Consider the following 24,906-nt stretch of genomic DNA (forward strand, 5'->3'; position numbering starts at 1 on the left):
GCCGTCATCGGGTTTGCACCTGGAAACTGAAAGCACCGGCTTCATCCCGGGCCAGCGACAGGGTTTGGGTGTCGGGCAGGCTGACGCGTGCCGCCGCAAAATCGGCCTGCACCGGCAGCTGGCGACCGCCACGGTCGACCAGCACGGCCAGTTGCACCTGGCGTGGGCGGCCGTAGTCAAAAATCTCGTTGAGCACAGCGCGCAGGGTGCGGCCGGTGTAAAGCACATCGTCAAGCACCAGAATGTCGGCGCCATCCACCTCGAAAGGCAGCAGCGTTTGGCCTCCGCTGGACAGGCCACGCTGGGCATAGTCGTCGCGGTGCATGGTTGAGGACACTTGACCGGGCTCACCGGCCAGACCCAGGTCGCGTTGCAAACGCTCGGCCAACCAGGCCCCACCCGAGGTGATGCCAACAAGGCGTGTGTTCGCATGACTCATGCGCCGAACACCGGCCAGCAACTCCTGGTACAACGCCTCTGCATTCAGGGCCAAAGCACTCACGGCAAACTCCTTAAAAACTGTTCCAGGATGATGGCTGCCGCGGCAGCGTCCGCATCACGCGCACCCAGGCTATGTGCCTCGGTGGTGGTGTAGCGTTCATCCACTTCATGCACCTGTAAGCCAAAGCGGCCGCGCAGCTGGCGGGCAAATTTGCGGGCGCGCAAGGTGTTTTCGTGTTCGCCGCCATCGGGGTGCGTGGGCACGCCCACCACCAGCGCGTCGGGCTGCCACTCTTTCAGTCGCTCGGCAATTTTGGCAAACCGCGCATCGCCTTCTGCTGCAATCGTGCCTTGCGGCGTGGCGGTGCGCAACATGCGGTTACCTACGGCCACCCCGGTGCGCTTGAGACCATAGTCCAGCGCCAGAAACATCTGCTGGGTGTTTGGCACATCCATCATGCGTGACCCGCCTCGGATGACAGCATCCAGCTTTTCAGGCCCAGCAAACCCAGCGCATGATCGTAGCGTTGCGCCAGCGGCACCTCAAACACGGTGGCAGGATCGGCCTGTACGGTCAGCCAGGCGTTTTCGGCCAATTCGGATTCCAGCTGTCCCTCCCCCCAGGAAGCGTAGCCCAAGGTCATGACCACTTGGCGAGGACCGCCTCCACCACCAAGGGCTTCGAGCACATCGCGTGAGGTGGTCAACTCCAGGCCGTTTTTGACTTTCAAGGTTGAGGCATACAAAGGTGCTTGCTCGTCTGCGGAAACCGGAATCGCCATGGGCTCGTGGAGCACAAAACCACGTTCGGGTTGCAGAGGGCCGCCGTGAAGCACTGGCGCATCGCGCAGGTCCTCGCGATGCAAGGGCAAATCCAACTTCGCAAACAGTTGTGCCAAGTTCAGCTCGGTGGGCTTGTTGATGATCAGTCCCATGGCCCCATGGGCGTTGTGCTCGCACATGTACACCACCGATCGGGCAAAAAGCGAATCCTCCAATGTGGGCATGGCGATCAAAAAATGATGCGTCAGGTCAATGGAGGCAGAATCAGCGGTCATGCACGGATTTTAACGGGAGCCCTCCTCACCTATGACAGCCTCTTACACCTCGGGATTGGTCTGGCTCAGACGCGATTTGCGCCTTCACGACAATTCGGCGCTGTACCTGGCCCTGCGCCACTGCCAACGGGTGCACGTGGCCTTTGTGTTTGACACCGAGATTCTCGACCTCCTGCCCCGGCAGGACCGGCGCGTGGACTTTATCCATGCAGCTGTTACCGAGTTGGACCAAAACCTGAGGACTGTCAGCAAGCGTGACGATACCGGACTACTGGCTCTGCATGGCCCGGCCAGCCGGACCCTGCCTGCCCTGGCGCAACAACTGGGCGTGCAGGCCGTGTTTTGCGCCCATGACGACGAACCTCTGGCCCAGGCACGGGATCACAAGGTCCGAGGCCACCTGGCCGACCACGGCATCTCGCTGCACACCTGCAAAGACCATGTGATTTTCGAGCGCCAGGAAATCATGACTCAAGCGGGCACCGCGTTCTCGGTGTTCACACCCTATAAAAACGCCTGGCTCAAAAAGGTCAACGACTTCTACCTCAAGGCCTACCCCAGCGAACGCGACCTGAACCGGCTCGCCGCACGCCCGGCACAGTGGCCGTCAACCCTGCCCACCTTGAGCGACCTGGACTTTGAGCCCAGCAACCTGCACACCCTGCATTTGCCCTGCGGCGAACGCGGCGGCCAAACCCTGCTGCAAGACTTTGCCGCGCGTATCGACGCCTATGACCGCACCCGCGACTACCCCAGCCTGAAGGGCCCCAGCTACCTGAGCACCCATCTGCGTTTTGGCACCGTGTCCATCCGGCAACTGGCCCGCATGGCGCACGAACGCAGTCTGGCGGGCAGCGCTGGCGCAGCGGTCTGGCTGTCGGAGCTGATCTGGCGCGACTTTTATGTGCAGGTGCTGGCCAACTTTGCGCACGTGGGCGCAGGCGAGAGCTTCAAGCGCGATTACGACGCCATCCATTGGGACCATGGCTCGCACGGCCACAAACTGTTTGACGCCTGGTGCCAGGCCCGCACCGGTTACCCCTTGGTGGACGCGGCCATGCGCCAGCTCAACCAGACCGGCTACATGCACAACCGCCTGCGCATGGTCGTGGCCAGCTTTTTGTGCAAAGACCTGGGGGTGGACTGGCGCTGGGGCGAAAAATATTTCGCCACACACCTCAACGATTTTGACCTCTCGGCCAACAACGGCGGCTGGCAGTGGGCCAGCTCCAGCGGCTGCGATGCACAGCCCTACTTTCGCATCTTCAACCCGGTCAGCCAAAGCGAAAAGTTCGACCCCGAAGGCAAATTCATACGCCGCTACCTGCCCGAGCTGGCAGGCCTGTCGGTCAAGGCCATCCACGCGCCCTGGCTGGCTGGCGCACTGGAGCTGCAGGCTGCAGGCGTCGAACTGGGCAAAACCTACCCTCGTCCGATCGTGGACCATGCAGAGGCCCGCGAAAAAACCCTGGAGCGCTACGCCGTCGTCAAGAAAAAAGCCGCCTGATCAGGCGGCTTGTCTGGGAAGAGGCGATCAGATCGCCACCATCTCGAAATCTTCCTTGCGCGCAGCGCACTCCGGGCAGGTCCAGTTCATGGGCACATCTTCCCATTTGGTACCCGGCGCAATGCCGTGCTCGGGATCGCCCGCCTCTTCATCATAAATCCAGCCACAAATCAAACACATCCACGTCTTGTATTCCATGCCGTCCTCTTGAAAATTCGTCGAATAGAATGATTTTGATTGTATCGGGTGCCCATCGCGCCGGATGAAGCCCCACTGAACCCTGCCCGTCTTTTCCGACATGACCGATACCTCTCTTTTTGAAGCCAATCCGAACGCCCCTGACGAGTCCGAGCTCGAACAAGGCGTCGCCTGCGTGATGGCTTTCAACGCCAATGACCCCAGCGGTGCCGGCGGCCTGTCGGGTGATGTACTGGCCGCAGGCTCGGTGGGCGCTCACACCCTGCCGGTAGTGACGGGCACCTACATTCGGGACACCAGCGCCACCCACGACTTCTACGCCTTTGACGAAGACGCGGTTAGCGAACAGGCCCGCACGGCTGCTGAAGACATTCCGGTGCGCGTGATCAAGGTGGGCTTTCTGGGCTCCCCCGAAATCATTGCGCTGGTCGCAGGCATTGCCGATGACTACGATGGCGTACCCGTGGTGGCCTACATGCCCAACCTGTCCTGGTGGGATGACGAAAAAATTGACGACTACCTGGACGCCTTTCGCGAGTTGATGCTGCCGCAAACCAGTGTCCTGGTGGGACACCACAGCACCTTGCGCCGTTGGCTGCTGCCCGACTGGGAAGGCGAGCGTAACCCGGGACCACGCGACATTGCCAAGGCTGCCAGTGAAATGGGTGTGCCTTATGTGCTGGTCACCGGTTTGCCACTGCCAGAACAACACATCGACAACGTGCTGGCCACGCCCGAGACGGTGCTTGCCCACGAAAAATTCGAGCGCATTGAAGCCCTGTTCACCGGCGCAGGTGACACTGTGTCCGCTGCGCTGGCGGGTCTGCTGGCCACGGGCATGGATTTACCCGAAGCCGCGCACGAAGCGCTCGTGTATTTGGACCACTGCCTGGACGACGGCTTTCGCCCTGGCATGGGCCAAGTCGTGCCCGACCGTCTGTTTTGGGCCCTACCCGATGATGAAACCGAAGACGAGACCGAAGAGCCCAGCAAACCGCTGGCGCCTGGTGCCGACTTCTTTGAAGTGCCTTTCAACGAAACCAAGCATTGATCCTTTTTTGCCATGACCGACCGCAACCAACAACTTTTTGACCGCGCCGCCAGCGTCATCCCCGGCGGCGTGAACTCGCCCGTGCGCGCCTTTCGCGCCGTAGGCGGCACACCCCGCTTTGTGCAACGCGCCCAAGGCGCCTATTTCTGGGACGCCAACGGCCAAAAGTACATCGACTACATCGGCTCCTGGGGCCCCATGATCCTGGGCCACGGCCACCCCGCCGTGCTTGAGGCCGTGCAAAAAGCGGCACTCGACGGCTTCTCGTTCGGTGCCCCCACCGAGCGCGAGATTGAGCTGGCCGAAGAAATCCTGAAGCACGTGCCGTCCATGGAAATGGTGCGTCTGGTCAGCTCCGGCACCGAAGCGGGCATGAGTGCGCTGCGCCTGGCGCGTGGTGCGACTGGCCGCAGCAAGATCATCAAGTTCGAAGGTTGCTACCACGGCCACGCCGACGCGCTGCTGGTCAAGGCCGGTTCGGGCCTGGCCACGTTTGGCAACCCGACCAGCGCGGGCGTGCCGCCCGAGGTGGTGCAGCACACGCTGGTTCTCGAATACAACAACATCGAGCAACTGGAAGAAGCCTTTGCCCTGCACGGCAAGGAACTGGCTTGCGTGATGATCGAGCCGATTGCCGGCAACATGAACTTTGTGCGTGCGTCTGTGCCTTTCATGAAGCGCTGCCGCGAGCTGTGCACCGAGCACGGCGCGCTGTTCGTGTTTGACGAGGTGATGACCGGTTTCCGCGTCGCGCTCGGCTCTGCGCAAAGCGTCTACGCCAAATTGATTCCTGGCTTCAAACCCGACCTCACCGTGCTGGGCAAGGTCATTGGCGGCGGCATGCCGTTGGCGGCCTTTGGCGGCCCGCGCGAGATCATGCGCCAGCTCGCCCCCACCGGCCCCGTCTACCAAGCCGGCACCCTGAGCGGCAATCCAGTGGCCACGGCGTGCGGTTTAGCGACGCTGCGCGAAATTGCCAAACCGGGTTTCTGGGACAGCCTGAGCGGTAAAACGCAAAGTCTGGTCGATGGCCTTAAAGGTGCAGCCGCGAAAGCAGGCGTGTCCTTTGCCGCCGACTGCCAAGGCGGCATGTTTGGCTTCTTTTTGCTGCCCGAGTTGCCGCAGAACTACGCCAAGGTCATGACCAGCGACAGCCCGAAATTCAACAAACTGTTCCACGGCTTGCTGGAACGCGGTGTGTACATTGCGCCCGCGCTCTACGAAGCTGGCTTTGTGAGCGCGGCTCACACCGACGCCGACATTACCGCCACGGTGCAAGCGGCCAGCGACGTTTTTGCCACCCTGTAAACGTTGAGACCACATGAAAAAAACCTACCCTCTCAGCGTTGAAGGCAAGCACCCTGATCGCGTGCTCGATGCCGTCAAGCACGACATCCGCAAATATTTCAAACGCGAACGCAGCCGCCCTGTGCCTGTGGATGCGGACTTTTGGGACTTTGACTGCAAAGTCGGCACCAGCGCAGACACCGCGCAAGGGGTGCGCGTCAGCGCCGTGATTGAGGCTGTGGACGCCGCAGCCAAGTCGGGCGCAGCCTCTGTGTATGTGGAAATCTTGAGCAAGCACGGCATCCGCGTGCCAGCGCCGCATGCATCCGAACAGACTGGCGACATGGACACGGCTGGGTAAGACAGCGAGGCTTAATCGCTTCGCGTCGAGCCTTGCCCCTGGGCTTGAGCTTGGGCAGCCCGCAATTTGTCTTTCTTGCTCGGGCGCTTGCCTTTGATGCCACCCTTGCCATCGTTCAATGCCGACGGTTGCACGGGCGTTTCTGTAGGCTCAAAGCCCGGCACCACTTCGAGCGCCAGATCCAGCTTTTCGCGTTTGCTGATCAGCGCCCAGTGCTGCTGCGCCTTCGCGGTCACAAAGCTCACCGCATCGCCGCTGGCGCCAGCGCGGCCGGTGCGGCCAATGCGGTGGGTGTAATCGGTGGCCGAGCGCGGCAGGTCGTAGTTGACCACCACAGGCAGTTGCGCAATGTCAATGCCGCGTGAGGCCAAATCGGTGGTCACCACCACATCCCAGCGACCGGTCTTGAATTCGTCGAGCACCTGCTGGCGCGAACCCTGGCTCATCTCGCCATGGAAACCCGTGGCGTAAATGCCTGCCTTGTAGAGCTTGTCGGCCACATGCTCGCAAGCGTAGCGCGTCGCCACAAACACCAGCACGCGCTTCCAGCAGCTCTCGGCGATCAGGTGACGCAGCAAGGCTGTGCGTTTTTTCTCGTCCACCGCGATGACGCGTTGGCGAATGTCGGGCGCTTGCGCCTCCAGCGCTTGTACCGTGATGCGTACCGGGTCGTGCAACAGGCCTTGCGCCAAGGCTTGCACATCTTCAGCAAACGTTGCCGAAAACAACAGCGTCTGCCGCTTGACGGGCAGCAGCGCCAGCACGCGTTGCAGTTCGTCGGCAAAGCCGAGGTCGAGCAAGCGGTCAGCCTCGTCCAAGACCAGGTGCTGCACGTCCTGCAGGCGCAAGGCGTTGTGGTCCACCAAGTCGAGCAAACGCCCCGGCGTGGCCACCACGATGTCGGCCCCGCCGCGCAAGCCCATCATTTGCGGGTTGATGGACACACCACCATAGACCACCGCCACTTTGAGTCCCAACGGATAACCCAGATGCGTGAACACGTCGCCCACCTGCACCGCCAGCTCGCGCGTAGGCACCAGCACCAGCGTGCGCACGGGGCGGCGGAAATTGGTCTGACGCGGATGCAGCACATGCTGCTGCACCAGCGGCAAGGCAAAAGCCAGCGTCTTGCCTGAACCCGTGGGCGCGGTGGCCCACACATCACGACCTTGCAAGGCGGGCGCAATGGCCTGCGCCTGAATGGGTGTGGGCGCGTATAAGCCCATGTCAGCCACTGCGCGTTGCAGCGCAGGGGTCAATCCAATGGTTTCAAAGTTCAATGGAAGCAATCAATGACGGAAATGGCGAACGCCAGTGAATACCATCGCCACGCCACGCTCGTTGGCGGCGTCAATCACCTCCTGGTCGCGCATGGAGCCGCCGGGTTGGGCCACGCAGGTAGCGCCTGCATCCACCACCACGTCGAGGCCGTCGCGGAAGGGGAAGAAGGCGTCGCTGGCCACCACGGTGTTTTGCAAGCTGAGCTTGGCCGCTTCGGCCTTGATGCTGGCGATGCGGGCAGAGTCCAGGCGGCTCATCTGGCCTGCGCCCACGCCCATGGTCATGCCGTTTTTGCAGAACACGATGGCGTTGGACTTGACGAACTTGGCGACCTTCCAAGCGAACAACAAATCGTTGAGTTCTTCAGGTGTGGGCTGCTTGACGGTCACCACTTTCAAGTCGGCCAGGGCCAGTTCGTGGTTGTCGGCGCTTTGCAGCAAGAGGCCCGAGCCCACGCGCTTGGTTTCCAAAGCGTTGCGCACGTTGCCGTAGTCGGCGGGCAGGGCGATTTTCATCAAGCGCACATTGACCTTGCTCTTGAACACTTCAAGGGCTTCAGCGCTGAAGTCGGGCGCCATCAGCACTTCGACAAACTGCTTGCTCACGGCCTCGGCCGCGGCTTTGTCCACGGGGCGGTTGAAGGCGATGATGCCGCCGAACGCGCTGGTGGGGTCGGTCTGGAAGGCTTTGCTGTAGGCCTCGAAGGGGTTGGCGCCCACGGCCACGCCGCAGGGGTTGGCGTGTTTGACGATGACGCACGCGGGCATGTCAAAACTCTTCACACACTCCCAAGCTGCATCGGCATCGGCGATATTGTTGTAACTGAGTTCTTTGCCTTGCAGTTGCACGCCAGTGGCGAGTGAACCTGCTGCAGGCGCCAGGTCGCGGTACCAGGCGGCTTGCTGGTGACTGTTTTCGCCGTAGCGCAGGTCTTGCACCTTGACGTACTGCTCGTTGAACTGGCCGCTGAACTGGGCGCGCTCGGGTACATAGGTTTCGCTCAGCTTCTCGGCTTCAAAGTTGACGCTGGAGAGGTAGTTGCTGATCGCGCCGTCGTATTGGCTGATGCGGTTGAACGCGGCCACCGACAAAGCAAAGCGCAGCTTGTCGCTGAGTTTACCGTTGGCTTTGAGTTCAGCAATCACGTCGGCGTACTGACTGGCATCGGTGACGATGCCCACGTCTTTCCAGTTCTTGGCGGCAGAACGCACCATCGCGGGACCGCCGATGTCGATGTTCTCGATCGCGTCGGCCAGCGTGCAGCCGGGCTTGGCCACGGTAGCTTCAAAGGGATACAAATTCACGATCAACAAATCGATGGTGTCGATGTTGTGGGCCTTCAAAGCGGCCATGTGCTCGGGCGTGTCGCGACGCGCCAGCAGGCCGCCGTGCACCTTGGGGTGCAGGGTTTTCACACGGCCATCGAGCATTTCGGGAAAGCCCGTCACTTCGGCCACTTCGGTCACCGGCAGGCCTTTGTCGGCCAGCAGCTTGGCGGTGCCGCCGGTGGAAATGAGGCCCACGCCCAGGGCGTGCAGTTGCTGGGCGAGTTCGACGATGCCGGTTTTGTCGGAGACGGAAATCAAAGCTTTCATAAGAAGGGTCCTGTAAGTCTAGAAAGTAAAAAATCATTTGGCGAGCTGATGCTCTATCAACTTCTTGCGCAGGGTGTTGCGGTTCAGGCCCAGCCAGTCGGCGGCACGCGACTGGTTCTGGCCTGCGCGCTGCATCACCACTTCAAGCAAAGGTTTCTCGACCACACGCACCAGCATGTCGTGCAGGCTGGCGGGCTCGGTGCCGTCCAGGTCGCGGAAATAAATTTCGAGGTTGGCACGCACGCAGGCGTCCAGGCTCATGGGTTCGTTCATTGCATTGTCTCCAGTGCCGGGTGCCACTGCACCGCGGGCAAACGGTCCATCTGTTGGGACAGTTCTTCAAAATAGGCGCTTACTGCATCGAGCTGCTGCTCTGAGGTTTCCAGTGCGTTCATGCCCGAGCGAAACACCTCGCCACCGGGCAGGTCTTTCACATACCAACCAATGTGTTTGCGCGCCGAACGCACACCGGTGTACTCGCCATACAAACCATAGTGGTCTTGCAGGTGTTCGAGCAAGGCCCTTTGCACCTCCGCCACCAGGGGTGGCGCCAGGTGGGTGCCCGTGGCCAGGTAGTGGGCCACTTCGCGAAAGATCCAGGGTCGCCCTTGTGCGGCGCGACCGATCATCAAGGCATCCGCCCCCGTAGCTTGCAACACCTGGCGGGCTTTTTCGGGGGAATCAATATCGCCATTGGCCACCACCGGAATGCGCAGCGCGGCTTTGACAGCGGCAATGGTGTCGTACTCGGCCTCGCCTTTGTAGCCTTGCTCGCGGGTGCGGCCATGCACCGTGATCATTTGCACGCCGGCGCTTTCAGCAGCGCGTGCAATCGTCAGTGCGTTCTTCTCGCTTTGGCACCAGCCCGTGCGCATTTTCAAAGTCACCGGCACACCCTTGGGCTCACAAGCGGCCACCACGGCCTCAACAATACTCAGCGCCAGCGCCTCGTCTTGCATCAAGGCGGAACCTGCCCATTTGTTGCACACCTTTTTGGCGGGGCAACCCATGTTGATGTCGATGATCTGCGCACCCCGGTCGATGTTGTAGGCCGCGGCCTCGGCCATCATGCCCGGCTCTGTGCCTGCAATCTGCACCGCAATAGGCCCCAGCTCGCCCTGATGATCAGCACGGCGGCTGGTCTTGAGGGTGTGCCACAAGTCCTTGCGGGAGGTGACCATTTCGCTGACCGCATAGCCCGCGCCAAAGCGTCGGCACAACTGGCGAAATGGCCTGTCCGTCACTCCCGCCATGGGGGCGACGAACAAGTTGTTCGGCAAGTCATGAGGACCGATGCGCATAGGTGCAGGAACGGGGCTTTGCTTAAAAAGGAGGCACGATTGTAATTGCTCAAAATTTCAGCAACTGAAAGCCGAATGTGCTAGGCATACACTGGCGACCATGGACACTTGGATTCCTCACCTGCTGCAACTGCTGGCCCTGCCAGAGTACGGTCTGAGCACCGTGTTTGTGGTTGCCTTTATCTCAGCCACCTTGCTTCCCATGGGCTCGGAGCCCATGGTATTTGGCCTGGTCAAACTCAACCCCGAGCTGTTTTGGCCAGCCGTGCTGGTGGCCACCGTCGGCAACACCCTGGGCGGCATGGCCAGCTGGTGGATGGGCTACGGTGCCCACCAAGCGGTGGACCAATGGCGCCACAGCAAGACCCATGTGCGCGCGCTGGACTGGTTGCAGCGCCTGGGTCCCAAGGCCTGTCTGCTGAGCTGGATGCCCGTCATTGGCGACCCTCTCTGCGCGGTGGCCGGCTGGCTGCGAATGCCCCTGTGGCCATGCACGGCCTACATGGCTGTGGGCAAATTGGCGCGCTATGTGCTCATGACGGCAGGCCTGTTGTGGGTCTTCCCGCAGGGCCTGCCGTTCATCAACGGCTCTTGATGTTGCAGTTCAGGAGCTGAACAGGAAGTTCATCACGTCGCCATCCTTGACGACGTATTCCTTGCCCTCGGCACGCATCTTGCCCGCATCTTTGGCGCCCTGTTCGCCTTTGTAGGCGATGAAGTCGTCAAACGAAATGGTTTGTGCGCGGATGTAGCCTTTTTCAAAGTCGGTGTGAATCACGCCGGCGGCCTGCGGTCCGGTGTCGCCTTTGCGGATGGTCCAGGCGCGCACTTCTTTCACGCCAGCAGTGAAGTAGGTTTGCAGACCCAGCAAGTCGTAGGCGGCGCGAATCAAGCGGTTCAGGCCCGGCTCGTCCTGGCCCAACTCTTTAAGGAATTCCAGGCGGTCAGCGTCGTCCATCTCGGACAGCTCAGCTTCGATCTTGGCGCAAATGGCAACTACTGGGGCATTTTGCGCTTCGGCAAAAGCCTTCAGGCGATCCAGGAAGGGGTTGTTCTCGAAACCGTCTTCCGACACGTTGGCCACAAACATGGCGGGCTTGGCGGTGATGAGGAAGAACTGCTTGAGCTCGGCGCGCTCTTCTTTGCTGAAGTCGATGGTACGAACCGGCTTGGTGTCGTTCAAGGCGGTTTGGCACTTCTCCAGAATCGCCATTTGCTTGGCGGCCTCCTTGTCACCCGAGCGGGCGATTTTGCTCACGCGGTGAATGGCTTTTTCCACCGAAGCCAAGTCAGCCAGGCACAGCTCGGTCTGGATGACTTCGATGTCAGCAATCGGGTCGACCTTGTTGGCCACGTGGATCACATTGGGGTCTTCAAAGCAGCGCACCACGTTGACGATGGCATCGGTCTCGCGGATGTGAGCCAGGAACTTGTTACCCAGGCCTTCGCCTGTGCTGGCACCGGCCACGAGGCCCGCGATGTCCACAAACTCCACAATGGCCGGAACGATGCGCTCAGGCGTGATGATCTCGGCCAGCTGCTGCAGGCGAGGATCGGGCACTTCCACCACGCCGGTGTTGGGCTCAATGGTGCAAAAGGGATAGTTCTCGGCCGCAATACCGGCTTTGGTCAGGGCGTTAAAGAGGGTGGACTTGCCCACGTTGGGCAGGCCCACGATGCCGCATTTGAGGCTCATGGAGAGGGTTCCTTGTGAATCGGGCCCGTGGCCCTGGGTCAGGCATACAGGCATGCACGCGCATGGCTTCACGCTCAGGCGCATCAGATGTCTGATTGTAAGACCGGTGCCTTACGCTTGGGGCCAAGCCCGAGCCTGGTCAAGCAAATGTTGGCGAAACACCTGTGCAATCGGCGAGAGCTGCTTAGCGCGTGGATGCACCACATGCCATTGTGAGCGAATGGGCAGGCCACTGATCGGCAACAGACACAGATCACGCCCCAGATCCTCAGCCTTGATGGCGTGGCGCGAAATAACCGCCACGCCCAGGTTCCCGGCCACGGCCTCCTTGATGGCCTCGTTGCTACCCAGCTCCAGCCAGCTTTGGGGCTCAAAGCCCTGCGTTGCCAAAAATCGGTCTGTGGCCAGCCGCGTGCCTGAACCACGCTCGCGCAGGATCAGACGTTCGCCGGCCAGTGCCTTGAGGGGCAGGCGCTGTCGTGATGCCAGCGGATGATCGGCAGGCGCGATCATGACAAGCGGGTTGGCCAGAAAGATCTGGTCGTCCAGATCAACGTCCTGCGGAGGCATGGACATGACGTACAGGTCGTCGCGGTTTTCGCGCAGACGCTGCACCACGCCGTCGCGATTGAGAACCTCCAGCGAAATGTCGATCCCCGGGTGCTGTTCGCAAAAACCGCCCAGCAGTCGGGGGACAAAATATTTGGCTGTGCTGACCACCGCCACGCGCAAGCGGCCGTGTGTAAGGCCCTGCATGGCGTTGACGGTCTGCCCAAAGCGTTCCCATTCATCCACGATAGCTCTGGCTGTGTGTGCAAGCTGCCTTCCGGCCTCGGTCAAGTAGACCTTTCGTGCAATCACCTCATACAGCGGCAACCCCACCGATTCACTGACTTCGCGCAACTGCATCGACGCCGTGGGCTGGGTCACATGCATCGCACGCGCAGCGGCGCTCACGCTACCCGTGTCTGCAAGGGCCAGGAAGAGACGAAGCTGACGGAAAGTAACGTTCATAGATTTAAATCAATGAATATGTTTTGAAGAATCGATTTTACTTTATGAGCATGAAACCACAGAATGCCGTCATCGCTACATAAATCGCATCCCATGCAGTCTTTCATCGACCCTGCCATTCTGTTTTTTGTGTTCGGCGTTTTTGCCGGGCTGATCAAGTCCAACCTGGAAATTCCCCCAGCAATTTCGCGCTTTCTGTCGCTGTACCTGCTCATGGCCTTGGGCCTCAAAGGTGGTTTTGCCCTGGCACATTCCGGGCTGACCACCGAGGTGGCAGCAGGCCTGTCGCTGGCCGTGGCGCTCGCCGTGCTGATTCCAGCATTGAGCTACCCCGTGCTGGGTCGCTTCCTGTCGGGCTTTGACGCTGCGGCCCTTGCCGCTACTTACGGATCGGTCAGCGCCGTGACATTCATCACCGCCATCGGTCATCTGGAAAGCCAGGGCATCGCATTTGGCGGACACATGGCCGCCGCCATGGCGCTCATGGAATCACCCGCCATCGTCATGGCGGTGCTGATGGCCAACACCTTGCGCAGGCAACAAAGCTCGCCGGTTCTGCTGAGCAGCTCGGGCGCCGGCGTCTATGCCTGTCAGACGGGCGGCGGCATGCCAACGCTTTCGCTGCGCAAGGTGATGCATGAGTCCTTCACCGACGGCGCGCAGCTGCTATTGTTGGGCGCGATGGCCGTGGGCATCATCACCGGGGATGCCGGCAAGGCGGCCATGGAACCCTTCTCGGGCGATCTGTTCAAGGGCATGCTGGCCTTCTTCCTGCTCGACATGGGTCTGCTGGCCGCCCGTAATCTGCCGGGCCTCAAGGGCCAGTCGCCCTGGCTGCTGGCCTATGGTCTGCTGGCACCGCTGGTGCACGCCTGCCTGGCGCTGGGCCTAGGCTGGCTGATGGGACTGCCGCAGGGCGATGCCACACTGCTGATGGTGCTGGCTGCCAGCGCCTCGTACATTGCCGTGCCCGCGGTGGTGCGCTATGCCATTCCCGAGGCCAACCCCTCGCTGTATTTTGGTTTGTCTTTGGGCCTGACCTTCCCGCTCAACATCCTGCTAGGCATCCCGCTCTACACCGAGGTGGCACGCTGGGCCTCGACTTGAGCCTTACGAATAAAGGGGAAAGGCTCTTGCCGCCGCGTCGAAGGCCCCTGAAACCCCAGCCACAACAGCCCTTGCAAGCCTCTCTACAATGCGTTCATGGCATCCCAAATTGATATCTGCATTCGAGGCGCCGGCATTGTGGGCCGCAGCCTGGCGCTGCTGCTGGCACGCGAGCGTTTGCGCGTGCGCCTGGTGCAAGCGCCAGCCTCGGCAAACAAGGCAGATGTACGCGCCTATTCCCTGAACAATGCCGCCAAACAGCTGCTGCAAGACCTTCGCTGCTGGCCCGATGCACCTGCGGTCACCCCAGTGCGCGCCATGAAGGTGTTTGGCGACGAAAGCGGTGAGCTCAATTTTCTGGCCAGCGAGCAAGGCTGCGACGAACTCAACTGGATGGTGGATGTGCCCGTTCTGGAAACCCTGCTCACCACGGCAGTAGGCTTTCAACCATTGATTGAAGTGGCCGACACCCCTGCTGCTGCGCCTTTGACCATTGTGTGCGAGGGTCGCGCCAGCCAAACCCGCGCTGAGCTAGGTGTGCAATTTGATGTGCAACATTACCCGCACCACGCCGTGGCTGCCCGGCTGCATTGCGAATTGCCCCACCAGGGCACGGCCCACCAATGGTTCCGGTTTGGCGCAACACCGGGCCTGCACGAACCACAAGCAGAAATTTTGGCCTTGCTGCCACTGGGCGGCGAAGGCGCTCAAGAAGTGGCACTGGTATGGTCTGTGCATCCTGAGCGCGCTACCCAGCTTGCCGCGTTGGACGCAACTGCCTTCGCTCACGAACTTGAACAGGCTTGCGGTCTTTGCCTGGGGCGCATGGAGCTGAGCAGTGAGCGAGCCGTCTGGCCCCTGCAGCTGGCCCGCGCATCGCGCTGGATCGGGCACCTGCCTGGCACCGCTGACCAGGCCTTTGTGCTGGCAGGCGACGCCGCCCATGCCATGCACCCTTTGGCAGGCCAAGGCCTGAATGTCGGTTTGGGCGATGTGACCGAGCTGGTCAAGATCATTCTCGAGAAAGAGTTCTGGCGACCTTTGAACGACATGAAGCTGCTTCGACGCTACGAACGTGCCCGCCAAGCCGATGTGCTGGCCATGGGACACCTGACAGATGGCCTGCAACGCCTGTTTGCGCATCCACACCCCGCCGTTCAGCTGCTGCGCAACCGCGGCATGCAGGGCTTTGACCGACTCCCCCCTCTCAAGCGCTGGGTGACACGCCACGCCATGGGCCTGACCCACTGACCACACATTGAATTTGCCATGCTGAAAAAATTTGCTTGCCTGCTTCTGATTGCATCTGCGCTGCACGTTCAGGCGCAGGAAAACGTCATTAGAAAAAACCTGCCTGAGCGGCTGCCCAACCTGCCCTCGATTGACGAGGTCAGCAAAACCCCCATGCCCGGCTTGTTTGAGGTCCGTATCGGCAGCGATGTTTTTTATACCGATGCCCAAGCCAACTTTATTTTGCAAGGATCACTGTTCGATGTGCGCCAACGTCGCAACCTGACCGAAGAGCGAGTGGAAAAGCTCTCGGCCATTCCGTTTGAACAGCTGCCTTTGAAAAACGCCTTCACCCAGGTGCATGGCAACGGCAAGCGCAAACTGGTGGTGTTTGCCGATCCCAACTGCGGCTACTGCAAGCGTTTCGAGAAAGACTTGCAAAACCTTCAGGATGTCACGATCTACCATCTGCTCTACCCGATTTTGGGGGAGGACTCGAAGGCCAAATCGCGCAACATCTGGTGCGCCAAAGATCGCGTCAAGACCTGGAACGACTGGATGCTGCGCGGCGTCACACCACCCGCGACACAATGCGACACCGCCGCGATTGATGCCAACGTCGAGTTCGGCAAAAAACACCGCATCTCCGGCACCCCCACACTGATCCTGACCGACGGCTCGCGCATTGCTGGCGCCGTACCCGCAACGCAGGTCGACAAGATGCTCAATGACATCACACCTTAAAGCCTCATGCACCTCAAACCACACGCGCCAGACAAGACCTGGCAATACATTCGCAAACTCAGTTTTGCCGGACTGATTCCGTTTGCTTTTCTGGCGCTTTGCCTGTGGCTGGTTGATGAAGACCTGCACCCCTATGTGGCCCTGTCCATGCAGGGCTATGGCGCAGTGATCGTCTCGTTTCTGGGTGGCATTCATTGGGGTTCAGGTTTGCGTGATGCGGTGACCACTCGCAACGCTCCTTCGCTGCCCTTCACCTGGGGAGTGATGCCCTCACTGTTGGCCTGGGTGGGCGTGATGATGCCTGCCTTTGCCGGCCTGCCCCTGCTGGGCTTTGCCTTGATTGCCTGCTACCTCATGGATCGCCGCACCTGGCCTGCCATGGGCCTGGCCGCATGGCTGCCCATGCGTTTGCAGCTGACCCTCATTGCCAGCTTATCCTGCTTTCTGGCTGCAGGCGCGACATGAACTGCCTGCACTACTGCATTGAAGCCGCCGACCTGAACGCCCACCTGTTTCGGGTCACGCTGAACATTGCGCAGCCTGATGCGCAGCAAGTCGTTTCGCTGCCAGTGTGGATACCCGGCAGCTATCTGGTGCGCGAATTTGCCAAAAACCTGCAGCGTCTGAACGCCAAACAAGGACGCCGCCAACTGGCGATCCAGCAACTGGACAAATGCAGCTGGCAAATTGACTGCAAGGCTGGTCAGCCGCTGACACTGAGCTACGAAGTCTATGCCTTTGACAACTCGGTGCGTACCGCCTGGCTTGACAGCCAGCGAGGGTTTTTCAACGGCACCAGTTTGTGCTTGCGTGTACACGGACAAGAAGACATCCCTCACCAATTGCAGCTGCAGCCTGTCAAAGGCCAAACCAGCTGGCAGGCCGCCACGGGGCTCACAGCCGTCAAAACCGACAAACGCGGTTTTGGCTTGTACCAAGCCGCCAATTACGATGAACTGGTGGATGGCCCCGTCGAGCTGGGTGCATTCTGGTGTGGCAGCTTCAAGGCTTGCGGCATTGAGCACCGCTTTGTGGTGGCAGGGGCTCTACCGTCTTTCGATGGCGAGCGATTGCTGGCGGACACACAGAAAATCTGCGAAGCCGAAATCCGTTTCTGGCATGGCAAGGGCGCGCAAGCAGGTCGCAAGGCACCACACAAAAACTACGTGTTCATGCTCAACGCAGTAGGCGATGGCTACGGCGGCCTGGAACACAGGAACAGCACCGCGCTGATCTGCAACCGCCGCGACCTTCCCCGCGTGGGAGACCACAAGACAAGCGAGGGCTACACCACCCTGCTGGGCCTGATCAGCCACGAGTACTTCCACACCTGGAACGTCAAGCAACTTCGCCCCGATGCCTTTGCACGCTACGACTACACGCAAGAAAACTACACGCCGCTGCTGTGGTTCTTTGAGGGCTTTACCAGCTATTACGACGACCTGCTGCTGCGCCGTGCCGACCTGATCGACGACGCAACGTATCTCAAGCTGCTGTCCAAAACCATCAACATGGTTGCACAAACGCCGGGCCGGCAAGTCCAGACGGTGGCTCAAGCCAGCTTTGACGCCTGGGTCAAGTACTACCGTCAGGACGAAAACACACCCAACGCGACGGTGAGTTACTACACCAAGGGCGCGCTGGTCGCGTTGTGCCTGGACCTGTCGCTTCGCACTGAAGGACATTCGCTTGACGAGGTGATGCGCGGTCTGTGGAAACGCTGCAAGGCGGGCCCCATGCGCGAGCAGGATGTACTCGATGAATTACAGGCTTTGACCGATCGATCGTGGCACAAGGAGCTCCAGGCCTGGGTGCACTCCACCGCCGAGCTACCGCTCGCGCGTTTGCTGGAGGCCCAGGGCATACGCATCCATGCTGAACCCGGCAACTTTGCCCAGCATCTGGGTTTGCGCCATGCGGATGCGAATGGCAGCGTGCAGGTGAAAGGTGTTTTGCGCGGTAGCGCTGCCGAGCTTGCAGGCTTTGCTGCAGGCGACGAATGGCTGGGCCTGGAAGTCGGTGCACGTGGTCAACACGGACACTGGCGCGTCACCAAACTCGACGACGTTCCACTGTTGCTGGGCAAGGAGCGCAAGGCCATGGCTTTGGTGTCACGCGACAAATTGCTCCTGCGTTTGCCGCTGACTGTGCCTCAGCAGAGCACAGTTTGGCGATTGGAAGCGACAACCAGTCGCTCCAACGCTTGGCCTGCAGCTTGAATTTTTATTTGCGCCGCAAGTCCACCACGCGTTTGGCCTTGCCCTGGCTGCGTTCAACGCCGCCCTCTTGTTTGAGCTCAATCTCGACGCTGGAGCCAATGTAGACCTTGATCTCGTGCTGCAGCAATTTGGCCGCAGCACGAGCCTCCAGCCCTTCGGGGTTGATGCCTGGCTTGGTCTCGATCAACACTTTCAGGTTATCCATCGGGCCATCACGCGTGAGCACGCACTGGTAGTGCGGGGCGAGTTCGCTGCGCTTGAGGATCAGCTCTTCGATCTGGCTGGGGAACACGTTCACGCCGCGAATGATCATCATGTCGTCGCTGCGGCCTGTGATCTTTTCCATGCGGCGCATGCTTGGGCGCGCAGTACCTGGCAGCAGGCGCGTGAGGTCACGCGTGCGGTAGCGGATGATGGGCAACGCTTCCTTGGTCAGGCTGGTGAACACCAGCTCACCCATTTCACCATCGGCCACGGGTTCGCCTGTCTCGGGGTTGATGATCTCCGGGTAGAAGTGGTCTTCCCAGATGGTCGGGCCGTCCTTGGTCTCGATGCATTCGCTGGCCACACCGGGGCCCATCACTTCGGACAGACCGTAAATGTCCACTGCATCGATGCCTGCGCGCTTTTCAATGGCCCGACGCATGTCGTTCGTCCAAGGCTCGGCACCAAAGATACCGATGCGCAGCGAGCTGCTGGCGGGGTCGATGCCCTGGCGCTCGAACTCGTCGGCAATGGCCAACATGTAGCTGGGCGTGACCATGATGATGTCGGGCTTGAAGTCCTGAATGAGCTGCACCTGGCGCTCGGTCTGGCCGCCGCCAAAAGGCACGACCGTCAGCCCCAGTTTTTCGGCACCGTAGTGCGCACCCATACCACCGGTGAACAGGCCGTAACCGTAGCTCACATGCACCATGTCGCCGGGCTTGGCACCGCCCGCACGGATGCTGCGCGCCACTACCGTAGACCAGGTGTCGATGTCTTTGAGCGTGTAGCCCACCACCGTCGGCTTGCCCGTGGTGCCGCTGGAGGCGTGAATGCGTGCGCAGTTTTCGCGCGGCACCGCAAACATGCCAAAGGGGTAGCTGTCGCGCAGATCCAACTTGGTGGTGAACGGAAACTTGGCGATATCGGCCAAGGTCTTGCAGTCGTCGGGGTGGACGCCTGCCGCATCGGACTTGGCGCGGTACACCGGCGAGTTGGCATAGGCGTGGTGCAGGGTCTGCTGCAGGCGCTTGAGCTGCAGCGAACGCATCTCGTCGATGCTGGCTTTTTCAATCGATTCCAGGGGAAAGGCTTTGCTCATGGATCACTCCGGAAAAACGGTGCCCGCAATCTGGGCGCTTTTGCCACGGAACACGGCGACCACTTCGTCGTTCTGGTTCGTGACCTTCATGTCGTAAATACCGTGGCGGCCACTCAGGGTCTGCTCAACGCCTTCGCAGGTCAGCACATCGCCGAGCTTGCCGGGGCGCAAAAACTCGATGCTGCAGCCCGCGGCCACGGCGTTCTTGTTGTAGCTGTTGCAGGCAAAGGCAAAGGTCGAATCGGCCAAGGTAAAGATGAAACCACCGTGGCAAATTTTGTGGCCATTCAGGTGCAACGCTTTGACTTCCATACGCATTACGGCACGACCGGGTTCGCAGACCAGCAATTCCATGCCCATGGTGTCTTTGGAAGCCACGTCCACCGGAAACATGGTCTCGCCCACTTTGCGGGCGACTTCTTGCGGCGTCATGTTCATTCCCCTTTGAATTGCGGCGCACGCTTTTGCAGGAAGGCGTTCACGCCTTCCATGTAGTCGTGCGTTTTGCCCAGCGCCGACTGGGTGTCGCGCTCGACGTTGAGGTGTTCATCCAGCGAGCGCAGGCCGGCACCAGCCAGCAAGTGGCGCGTGGCGACCAGGGCTTTCGTCGGCATGACGGCCAGTTTTTCGGCGATGGCCACAGCCGCGGCCAAAGGGTCTTCGGCCACTTGCCAGATCAAGCCCCATTCCAGCGCCTTGTCGGCGGTAAGTTTGTCGCCTGTCATGGCCAGGGCCATGGCACGGGCCAGACCCAGGCGCTCGACCAGCAGCCAGCTGCCACCGGCATCCGGGATCAGGCCGATCTTGCTGAAGGCCTGCACAAAGCTGGCGCCCAGCGCGGCCACCGCGATGTCGCAGGCCATGGCGATGGAGGCGCCGGCACCGGCGGCCACGCCGTTGACGGCAACCACCGTGGGCAATTGCAGCGATTGCAGGCGGCGGGTGGTGGGGTTGAATTCCTGGTCGATCACCGGGCCGGGGTCGGCGCGCTCCAGCAGGCCGGGGCCGGGCGTGAAGTCCAACTCGGACAGGTCCAGCCCGGCACAAAAGCCACGACCCGCGCCGGTCAGCACCAGGGCACGAATGTGCGGCGCAGCTTCGGCACGGTCCAGCGCGCGGCGCAGGGACTGGTGCATTTCGCGGGTAAAGCTGTTGAGGGCTGCGGGACGGTTGAGCGTCACCACCGCAACGGCGCCGCGTTCCTCATAAAGGATGGAATCGGTAGAGGTCTCGGTCATGGTTGTGTTTTAAGCTTGATTTCAAGAATGTATCATTTCCCGACCGATCGGTTGGTTAATGTTTTCCCTAGCTTTGGTGACAGCTTGACACGGGTTGAGTTGGTTATAGTGGACTGATTCATCTGCTGGAGAACTCATGAGCTACGAAAACATCGAAGTCCGCGTTGAAGGCGGCAAGGTCGGCATCATCACCCTCAACCGCCCCAAGGCCCTGAACGCCTTGAACGCACCGCTGATGGACGAGCTGGGCGCGGCCCTCAAGGCGTTTGACGCCGACGAAGCCATTGGCTGCATGATCATCACCGGCAGCGAAAAAGCCTTTGCCGCTGGCGCCGACATCGCCGCCATGGCCAAGTACAACTTCCACGAGGTCTACAAAAACGACTTCATCACCCGCAACTGGGAAACGATCCGCACCATCCGCAAGCCGGTGATCGCGGCCGTGGCCGGTTTTGCACTGGGCGGTGGCTGCGAACTGGCCATGATGTGCGACTTCATCATCGCCGCCGACAACGCCAAATTCGGCCAGCCTGAAATCAAGATTGGCATCATCCCCGGCGCCGGCGGGACGCAGCGCCTGCCGCGCGCCATTGGCAAATCCAAGGCCATGGACATGGTGCTCACAGCCCGCATGATGGACGCCACCGAGGCCGAGCGCTCGGGCCTGGTCAGCCGCGTGGTACCGCTGGACACATTGATGGACGAAGCCCTGGGCGCCGCTCTGGTCATTTGTGGCATGGGCCAGCTGGCCACCATGGCCGCCAAGGAAAGCGTCAACCGCGCCTTCGAAAGTGGTCTGTCTGATGGCGTGATGTTCGAGCGCCGCATCTTCCATGCGCTGTTCGCCACTGCCGACCAGAAAGAAGGCATGGACGCCTTTCTGAGCAAGCGCGCTGCCAATTTCATCAACGGATGACCCACATGGCCTCCGGCCTGGCGACTGCACACCACAACGCTTGTAGCTCTGCGGGCGATGGGCACCTAAGCCTTCGGCGAATGCGCATAGACACGTACCACGAGAACGTGGCGTATATGCACCGTGACTGCGAGGTTTACCGAACAGAGGGCTTTAAAGCCTTGTCCAAAGTGGAGGTACGCACGAATGGTCGCAGCATCATGGCCACCCTCAATGTGGTGGACAACGGCGAATTCTTGACCTGCAACGAACTGGGTTTGTCCAATGCGGCCTTTGAGCAGCTCGGCGTGCCAGCAGGTCAGCTGGTCACTATCTCGCAAGCTGATCCTCCGCAATCCATCCAGGCACTTCACCGCAAACTGGCGGGCGAGCGTCTTGAGATGCGTGACTTTCAGGGCATCATCAGTGACATTGCCGCGCACCGTTACTCCAAGATCGAGATGACTGCGTTCGTCGTGGCCACTCACCGCGACGAGCTCGACCGCGAAGAGGTGTACTACCTCACCCAAGCCATGATCGAAGCCGGTCGCCGCTTGGACTGGAAAGAGCATGTGGTGGTGGACAAGCACTGCATTGGCGGCATCCCGGGCAACCGCACCTCGATGCTGGTCGTGCCCATCGTGGCGGCCTATGGCATGGTGTTTCCTAAAACATCCTCTCGCGCCATCACCTCGCCATCAGGTACGGCAGACACCATGGAAGTGCTGGCCAAGGTCGAGCTGTCTTTCGAACAAATGACGCGCATCGTGCGCGAGCACCATGGCTGCCTGACCTGGGGCGGCACGGCGCAACTCTCGCCTGCAGACGACGTACTTATTTCGGTGGAACGCCCGCTGTCTCTGGATTCGCCAGCGCAAATGGTGGCCTCCATCTTGTCCAAAAAGGTATCCGCCGGCTCCACACATTTGGTACTGGACATTCCCATTGGCCCCACAGCCAAGGTTCGTTCCATGCCGGAGGCACAGCGCCTGCGGCGCTTGTTCGAATACGTGGCCGGCAGACTCAAGCTCTCCTTGGATATCGTCATCACTGACGGACGTCAACCCATCGGAAATGGCATTGGCCCGCTACTTGAAGCCCGCGATGTCATGCGCGTGCTGGAGAACGATCCCACAGCGCCGATGGATTTACGCCAAAAATCGCTTCGGCTGGCTGGACGTCTGATCGAGTTCAGCCCCGATGTACGCGGCGGCGATGGCTACGCCATTGCACGCGACATTCTGGACTCGGGTCGCGCACTGGCCAAAATGAAGGACATCATTCGCGCCCAAGGTGCTCACCCGTTTGACCCCAACCAGCTGAGCCTGGGGGCGCTGACCATTGACGTGATTGCAGATCGCGCAGGCGTGGTTTGCGGCATCGACAACCTGCAGCTGGCACACATTGCCCGCTTCGCGGGCGCGCCCAAAGTACCCAGTGCCGGGGTAAATTTATTCAAAAAGCTGGGCGATGAAGTTCAGGCCGGCGACGTGCTGTACCGCGTACACGCCAACTACCCGTCTGATTTGCAGTTTGCCCGCCAAGCGTGTGACAAGGCCAACGGCTACACCCTCGGGCAAGCCAGCGATGTGCCGCATGCGTTTGTGGAGTTTTGATGTCCGAGCCCTCAGTACTGTTGTATTTCGATGATGAACTCACATTGGCACAAGCCTTGGGCCGCGAGGCAAACTTGCCTTTGGCTTGTATTGAGCGGCATGTATTTCCAGATGGCGAAATCAAACTGCGCCTACCTGTGCCCCTGCCATGCAAGGTCGTGCTCCTGCGTTCACTGCATCAACCCAACACAAAGCTGGTGGAGGTGCTGCTGGCTGCACGCACAGCCCGCGAGTTGGGCGCACAACATTTGACGCTGGTCACTCCGTACCTGGCTTATATGCGCCAGGACATCGCCTTTCAACCGGGTGAGGCCGTGAGCCAGAAAATTGTGGGGCGCTTTTTGGCTGAGTTGTTTGATGCCGTCATCACAGTCGACCCGCACCTGCATCGCATCTCCACTTTGCGAGAAGCCATTCCCTGCCCACAGGCGCTGACGCTGACCGCCGCGCCATTACTGGCTGACTTTGTGCACAGCCAGTGCAAAGGCGCCCTGCTCATTGGTCCAGACGAAGAATCCGAACAATGGATCAGCGCAGCAGCGCGGCAACACGGCTTTGACCACGGCGTATGCCGCAAAACACGGCATGGCGACACACACGTGGAAGTCGAACTGCCCGATGTACCGGTGCACGGACGACATGTCGTGTTGCTCGATGACATCGCCAGCAGCGGTCATACCCTGGCGCAAGCTACGCGATTGCTGCTGCAAGCTGGAGCCAAAACAGTCGACGTCGCCATCACACACGCGCTGTTTTCCGGGGATGCAGTGCAGGTGGTTCACAACGCTGGCGTGCGCCACATCTGGAGCACCGACACCGTAGCGCATGAGAGCAGCTGCGTCAGCATTGCGCCACTGCTGGCTCTTGCACTCAGCGAACTCGACACAGCAGATTGAAGCCCTGAAATGAAAAAGGGAACAGCGAAAACTGTTCCCTTGTGAATGGTGGAGATAGGTGGATTTGAACCACCGACCTCGGGGTTATGAATCCCGCGCTCTCACCAACTGAGCTATATCTCCAATCCCGTCATTATAGCCCGAAACCAGTCAACCTCTTGCCAAGGCCCCTGGTTCAGTATTTGCATGCGACAATCCCCCCCATGAGCACACGTCTTTGGCTTACCGCTGACGAGCAACACCTTGTTCAGGTGCGTGAGGCGGCCGGAATCGATCTGCAAGAATTGTCCAGGCGTTGCCTGCTGTCCATCAGCCAGCTGCAAGAACTGGAAGGCAAAAGCCATGACAAGCAGTTCTACAGTGAAGCCATCAAATACACCGCTGGCACACGCGTCCTGATCGCATTGGGTGCACAACCACTCCCCGCCCCAGAGCCACTGATCTCAGACGAGCCAGAAACCCACACTGCTGCACAGATTCAAGCGAACAACACCTCCCAAGAATCTGACCGTAGCCAAGCAGTCCCAACGCTCACACCCCATTCAATTGGGTCAGAAACATCTCGAAAAACGATGCCATTGCTCAAACCATTGGCATTGATCTTGATAGCCGCTGCGTTGATCGTGGTTGGACTCTACGGGACAAGTGGGAAAAAGATTCAGGCAACGCCCATCAAGACACCCGCACAACAACCTGTGCCTCAACCCGTCCCTGTGCCGACCGAAGCGCAGCCGTCGCTCATACCCGCGCCTCCAGCGAGCGCGCCCGCAGTGGCAACAAACATCACGCCACCCACTCCAAAAACTGCCCCTGCCCCTGCCCCTGCCCCTGCCCCTGCCCCTGCCCCTGCCCCTGCCCCTGCCCC

Annotated in this window: 26 protein-coding genes and 1 tRNA gene; 13 read left to right on the top strand and 14 right to left on the bottom strand. The window is 60.4% G+C overall.

Annotated features, from left to right (window positions below):
• Positions 1 to 4 precede the first annotated feature (4 nt).
• From pyrR to AAFM15_RS07700, 3 genes are read right to left on the bottom strand one after another with little or no spacing between them, the layout of a single operon-like run.
• Complete coding sequence (gene pyrR, locus AAFM15_RS07690) at positions 5 to 502, bottom strand: bifunctional pyr operon transcriptional regulator/uracil phosphoribosyltransferase PyrR (protein ID WP_341686127.1); 498 nt, start codon at positions 500 to 502, stop codon at positions 5 to 7.
• A complete protein-coding gene (ruvX, locus tag AAFM15_RS07695; RefSeq protein WP_341686128.1) occupies positions 499 to 900 on the bottom strand; it encodes a Holliday junction resolvase RuvX in 402 nt (133 codons plus the stop codon). The genes pyrR and ruvX overlap by 4 nt, the downstream gene beginning before the upstream one ends.
• Positions 897 to 1,499, bottom strand: coding sequence for a YqgE/AlgH family protein (locus tag AAFM15_RS07700; RefSeq protein ID WP_341686129.1), 603 nt, complete (start codon positions 1,497 to 1,499; stop codon positions 897 to 899). The genes ruvX and AAFM15_RS07700 overlap by 4 nt, the downstream gene beginning before the upstream one ends.
• Positions 1,500 to 1,530: 31 nt before the next feature.
• Between AAFM15_RS07700 and AAFM15_RS07705 the strand changes: the two genes are divergently transcribed.
• Positions 1,531 to 3,006: a deoxyribodipyrimidine photo-lyase gene (locus AAFM15_RS07705; protein ID WP_341686130.1), complete on the top strand. Its 1,476-nt coding sequence runs from the start codon at positions 1,531 to 1,533 to the stop codon at positions 3,004 to 3,006.
• 27 nt (positions 3,007 to 3,033) lie between these two features.
• Here the strand turns inward: AAFM15_RS07705 and AAFM15_RS07710 are convergent, their stop codons facing one another.
• The gene (locus AAFM15_RS07710; protein ID WP_341686151.1) at positions 3,034 to 3,204 is read right to left on the bottom strand and encodes a rubredoxin; all 171 of its coding nucleotides are present in this window, start codon (positions 3,202 to 3,204) and stop codon (positions 3,034 to 3,036) included.
• 100 nt (positions 3,205 to 3,304) lie between these two features.
• On the opposite strand from AAFM15_RS07710, the gene AAFM15_RS07715 reads away from it, so the two are divergent.
• The 3 genes from AAFM15_RS07715 to AAFM15_RS07725 are packed head-to-tail and all read left to right on the top strand — an operon-like array spanning position 3,305 to position 5,903.
• Positions 3,305 to 4,255 (top strand): bifunctional hydroxymethylpyrimidine kinase/phosphomethylpyrimidine kinase, encoded by a 951-nt coding sequence (locus AAFM15_RS07715; RefSeq protein WP_341686131.1) that lies wholly within the window; start codon positions 3,305 to 3,307, stop codon positions 4,253 to 4,255.
• Positions 4,256 to 4,267: 12 nt separating this feature from the next.
• On the top strand, positions 4,268 to 5,563 hold the full coding sequence (hemL, locus tag AAFM15_RS07720) for a glutamate-1-semialdehyde 2,1-aminomutase (RefSeq protein WP_341686132.1): 1,296 nt from the start codon (positions 4,268 to 4,270) through the stop codon (positions 5,561 to 5,563).
• Positions 5,564 to 5,576: 13 nt separating this feature from the next.
• Positions 5,577 to 5,903 carry a DUF6172 family protein gene (locus tag AAFM15_RS07725; protein ID WP_341686133.1) on the top strand — a complete coding sequence of 109 codons (327 nt, stop codon included), beginning with the start codon at positions 5,577 to 5,579 and terminating at the stop codon, positions 5,901 to 5,903.
• A gap of 11 nt (positions 5,904 to 5,914) precedes the next feature.
• Here the strand turns inward: AAFM15_RS07725 and AAFM15_RS07730 are convergent, their stop codons facing one another.
• Genes AAFM15_RS07730 through dusB form a run of 4 tightly spaced genes read right to left on the bottom strand, consistent with a single transcriptional unit; the run spans position 5,915 to position 10,080 of the window.
• Positions 5,915 to 7,183, bottom strand: a complete 1,269-nt coding sequence (locus AAFM15_RS07730; protein WP_341686134.1) for a DEAD/DEAH box helicase — start codon at positions 7,181 to 7,183, stop codon at positions 5,915 to 5,917.
• Between the two features lie 9 nt (positions 7,184 to 7,192).
• Entirely contained in the window at positions 7,193 to 8,779 is a 1,587-nt protein-coding gene (purH, locus tag AAFM15_RS07735; RefSeq protein ID WP_341686135.1) for a bifunctional phosphoribosylaminoimidazolecarboxamide formyltransferase/IMP cyclohydrolase, read from the bottom strand.
• Between the two features lie 33 nt (positions 8,780 to 8,812).
• On the bottom strand, positions 8,813 to 9,052 hold the full coding sequence (locus tag AAFM15_RS07740) for a helix-turn-helix domain-containing protein (RefSeq protein ID WP_371833095.1): 240 nt from the start codon (positions 9,050 to 9,052) through the stop codon (positions 8,813 to 8,815).
• Complete coding sequence (dusB, locus tag AAFM15_RS07745; RefSeq protein ID WP_341686136.1) at positions 9,049 to 10,080, bottom strand: tRNA dihydrouridine synthase DusB; 1,032 nt, start codon at positions 10,078 to 10,080, stop codon at positions 9,049 to 9,051. The genes AAFM15_RS07740 and dusB overlap by 4 nt, the downstream gene beginning before the upstream one ends.
• A 100-nt stretch (positions 10,081 to 10,180) precedes the next feature.
• Between dusB and AAFM15_RS07750 the strand changes: the two genes are divergently transcribed.
• On the top strand, positions 10,181 to 10,675 hold the full coding sequence (locus AAFM15_RS07750) for a YqaA family protein (RefSeq protein ID WP_341686137.1): 495 nt from the start codon (positions 10,181 to 10,183) through the stop codon (positions 10,673 to 10,675).
• 9 nt (positions 10,676 to 10,684) lie between these two features.
• On the opposite strand, the gene ychF is transcribed toward AAFM15_RS07750, so the two are convergent.
• Complete coding sequence (ychF, locus tag AAFM15_RS07755) at positions 10,685 to 11,776, bottom strand: redox-regulated ATPase YchF (RefSeq protein WP_341686138.1); 1,092 nt, start codon at positions 11,774 to 11,776, stop codon at positions 10,685 to 10,687.
• A gap of 111 nt (positions 11,777 to 11,887) precedes the next feature.
• Positions 11,888 to 12,790: a LysR family transcriptional regulator gene (locus AAFM15_RS07760; protein WP_341686139.1), complete on the bottom strand. Its 903-nt coding sequence runs from the start codon at positions 12,788 to 12,790 to the stop codon at positions 11,888 to 11,890.
• A gap of 93 nt (positions 12,791 to 12,883) precedes the next feature.
• Here AAFM15_RS07760 and AAFM15_RS07765 point away from each other — a divergent pair, with 93 nt between their 5' ends.
• From AAFM15_RS07765 to AAFM15_RS07785, 5 genes are all read left to right on the top strand, one after another.
• Positions 12,884 to 13,897 carry a sodium-dependent bicarbonate transport family permease gene (locus AAFM15_RS07765; RefSeq protein ID WP_341686140.1) on the top strand — a complete coding sequence of 338 codons (1,014 nt, stop codon included), beginning with the start codon at positions 12,884 to 12,886 and terminating at the stop codon, positions 13,895 to 13,897.
• Between the two features lie 96 nt (positions 13,898 to 13,993).
• Positions 13,994 to 15,148, top strand: coding sequence for an FAD-dependent monooxygenase (locus AAFM15_RS07770; RefSeq protein WP_341686141.1), 1,155 nt, complete (start codon positions 13,994 to 13,996; stop codon positions 15,146 to 15,148).
• 18 nt (positions 15,149 to 15,166) lie between these two features.
• Complete coding sequence (locus AAFM15_RS07775; RefSeq protein ID WP_341686142.1) at positions 15,167 to 15,871, top strand: DsbC family protein; 705 nt, start codon at positions 15,167 to 15,169, stop codon at positions 15,869 to 15,871.
• A gap of 6 nt (positions 15,872 to 15,877) precedes the next feature.
• Positions 15,878 to 16,336, top strand: a complete 459-nt coding sequence (locus AAFM15_RS07780) for a DUF3429 domain-containing protein (RefSeq protein ID WP_341686143.1) — start codon at positions 15,878 to 15,880, stop codon at positions 16,334 to 16,336.
• Entirely contained in the window at positions 16,333 to 18,090 is a 1,758-nt protein-coding gene (locus AAFM15_RS07785) for a peptidase M61 (protein WP_341686144.1), read from the top strand. The genes AAFM15_RS07780 and AAFM15_RS07785 overlap by 4 nt, the downstream gene beginning before the upstream one ends.
• A gap of 4 nt (positions 18,091 to 18,094) precedes the next feature.
• On the opposite strand, the gene paaK is transcribed toward AAFM15_RS07785, so the two are convergent.
• Genes paaK through AAFM15_RS07800 form a run of 3 tightly spaced genes read right to left on the bottom strand, consistent with a single transcriptional unit; the run spans position 18,095 to position 20,634 of the window.
• Positions 18,095 to 19,396, bottom strand: coding sequence for a phenylacetate--CoA ligase PaaK (gene paaK, locus AAFM15_RS07790; protein ID WP_341686145.1), 1,302 nt, complete (start codon positions 19,394 to 19,396; stop codon positions 18,095 to 18,097).
• Between the two features lie 3 nt (positions 19,397 to 19,399).
• A complete protein-coding gene (paaI, locus tag AAFM15_RS07795) occupies positions 19,400 to 19,828 on the bottom strand; it encodes a hydroxyphenylacetyl-CoA thioesterase PaaI (RefSeq protein WP_341686146.1) in 429 nt (142 codons plus the stop codon).
• Positions 19,829 to 19,830: 2 nt separating this feature from the next.
• Positions 19,831 to 20,634 carry an enoyl-CoA hydratase-related protein gene (locus AAFM15_RS07800; RefSeq protein WP_341686147.1) on the bottom strand — a complete coding sequence of 268 codons (804 nt, stop codon included), beginning with the start codon at positions 20,632 to 20,634 and terminating at the stop codon, positions 19,831 to 19,833.
• A 136-nt stretch (positions 20,635 to 20,770) separates the two neighbouring features.
• On the opposite strand from AAFM15_RS07800, the gene AAFM15_RS07805 reads away from it, so the two are divergent.
• Genes AAFM15_RS07805 through AAFM15_RS07815 form a run of 3 tightly spaced genes read left to right on the top strand, consistent with a single transcriptional unit; the run spans position 20,771 to position 24,041 of the window.
• Entirely contained in the window at positions 20,771 to 21,550 is a 780-nt protein-coding gene (locus AAFM15_RS07805) for an enoyl-CoA hydratase (protein WP_341686148.1), read from the top strand.
• A 5-nt stretch (positions 21,551 to 21,555) separates the two neighbouring features.
• Positions 21,556 to 23,145 (top strand): thymidine phosphorylase family protein, encoded by a 1,590-nt coding sequence (locus tag AAFM15_RS07810; RefSeq protein ID WP_341686149.1) that lies wholly within the window; start codon positions 21,556 to 21,558, stop codon positions 23,143 to 23,145.
• The gene (locus AAFM15_RS07815) at positions 23,145 to 24,041 is read left to right on the top strand and encodes a ribose-phosphate diphosphokinase (protein WP_341686150.1); all 897 of its coding nucleotides are present in this window, start codon (positions 23,145 to 23,147) and stop codon (positions 24,039 to 24,041) included. Before AAFM15_RS07810 ends, AAFM15_RS07815 begins: the two co-directional genes overlap by 1 nt.
• A gap of 46 nt (positions 24,042 to 24,087) precedes the next feature.
• Here AAFM15_RS07815 and AAFM15_RS07820 read toward each other — a convergent pair.
• A tRNA-Met gene (locus AAFM15_RS07820) sits at positions 24,088 to 24,164 on the bottom strand.
• Positions 24,165 to 24,906: the final 742 nt, after the last annotated feature.

It is taken from the genome of Limnohabitans sp., from assembly GCF_038134685.1.
Lineage (GTDB): Bacteria > Pseudomonadota > Gammaproteobacteria > Burkholderiales > Burkholderiaceae_C > Limnohabitans_A.

What these genes read in the sequence shown, in the direction of transcription:
- ruvX (WP_341686128.1), bottom strand. Translation starts at nt 900, where the DNA reads ATGATGGATGTGCCAAACACCCAGCAGATGTTTCTGGCGCTGGACTAT.
- AAFM15_RS07700 (WP_341686129.1), bottom strand. Translation starts at nt 1,499, where the DNA reads ATGACCGCTGATTCTGCCTCCATTGACCTGACGCATCATTTTTTGATC.
- AAFM15_RS07705 (WP_341686130.1), top strand. Translation starts at nt 1,531, where the DNA reads ATGACAGCCTCTTACACCTCGGGATTGGTCTGGCTCAGACGCGATTTG.
- AAFM15_RS07710 (WP_341686151.1), bottom strand. Translation starts at nt 3,204, where the DNA reads ATGGAATACAAGACGTGGATGTGTTTGATTTGTGGCTGGATTTATGAT.
- AAFM15_RS07715 (WP_341686131.1), top strand. Translation starts at nt 3,305, where the DNA reads ATGACCGATACCTCTCTTTTTGAAGCCAATCCGAACGCCCCTGACGAG.
- hemL (WP_341686132.1), top strand. Translation starts at nt 4,268, where the DNA reads ATGACCGACCGCAACCAACAACTTTTTGACCGCGCCGCCAGCGTCATC.
- AAFM15_RS07725 (WP_341686133.1), top strand. Translation starts at nt 5,577, where the DNA reads ATGAAAAAAACCTACCCTCTCAGCGTTGAAGGCAAGCACCCTGATCGC.
- purH (WP_341686135.1), bottom strand. Translation starts at nt 8,779, where the DNA reads ATGAAAGCTTTGATTTCCGTCTCCGACAAAACCGGCATCGTCGAACTC.
- AAFM15_RS07740 (WP_371833095.1), bottom strand. Translation starts at nt 9,052, where the DNA reads ATGAACGAACCCATGAGCCTGGACGCCTGCGTGCGTGCCAACCTCGAA.
- dusB (WP_341686136.1), bottom strand. Translation starts at nt 10,080, where the DNA reads ATGCGCATCGGTCCTCATGACTTGCCGAACAACTTGTTCGTCGCCCCC.
- AAFM15_RS07750 (WP_341686137.1), top strand. Translation starts at nt 10,181, where the DNA reads ATGGACACTTGGATTCCTCACCTGCTGCAACTGCTGGCCCTGCCAGAG.
- ychF (WP_341686138.1), bottom strand. Translation starts at nt 11,776, where the DNA reads ATGAGCCTCAAATGCGGCATCGTGGGCCTGCCCAACGTGGGCAAGTCC.
- AAFM15_RS07760 (WP_341686139.1), bottom strand. Translation starts at nt 12,790, where the DNA reads ATGAACGTTACTTTCCGTCAGCTTCGTCTCTTCCTGGCCCTTGCAGAC.
- AAFM15_RS07765 (WP_341686140.1), top strand. Translation starts at nt 12,884, where the DNA reads ATGCAGTCTTTCATCGACCCTGCCATTCTGTTTTTTGTGTTCGGCGTT.
- AAFM15_RS07770 (WP_341686141.1), top strand. Translation starts at nt 13,994, where the DNA reads ATGGCATCCCAAATTGATATCTGCATTCGAGGCGCCGGCATTGTGGGC.
- AAFM15_RS07775 (WP_341686142.1), top strand. Translation starts at nt 15,167, where the DNA reads ATGCTGAAAAAATTTGCTTGCCTGCTTCTGATTGCATCTGCGCTGCAC.
- AAFM15_RS07780 (WP_341686143.1), top strand. Translation starts at nt 15,878, where the DNA reads ATGCACCTCAAACCACACGCGCCAGACAAGACCTGGCAATACATTCGC.
- AAFM15_RS07785 (WP_341686144.1), top strand. Translation starts at nt 16,333, where the DNA reads ATGAACTGCCTGCACTACTGCATTGAAGCCGCCGACCTGAACGCCCAC.
- paaK (WP_341686145.1), bottom strand. Translation starts at nt 19,396, where the DNA reads ATGAGCAAAGCCTTTCCCCTGGAATCGATTGAAAAAGCCAGCATCGAC.
- paaI (WP_341686146.1), bottom strand. Translation starts at nt 19,828, where the DNA reads ATGACGCCGCAAGAAGTCGCCCGCAAAGTGGGCGAGACCATGTTTCCG.
- AAFM15_RS07800 (WP_341686147.1), bottom strand. Translation starts at nt 20,634, where the DNA reads ATGACCGAGACCTCTACCGATTCCATCCTTTATGAGGAACGCGGCGCC.
- AAFM15_RS07805 (WP_341686148.1), top strand. Translation starts at nt 20,771, where the DNA reads ATGAGCTACGAAAACATCGAAGTCCGCGTTGAAGGCGGCAAGGTCGGC.
- AAFM15_RS07810 (WP_341686149.1), top strand. Translation starts at nt 21,556, where the DNA reads ATGGCCTCCGGCCTGGCGACTGCACACCACAACGCTTGTAGCTCTGCG.
- AAFM15_RS07815 (WP_341686150.1), top strand. Translation starts at nt 23,145, where the DNA reads ATGTCCGAGCCCTCAGTACTGTTGTATTTCGATGATGAACTCACATTG.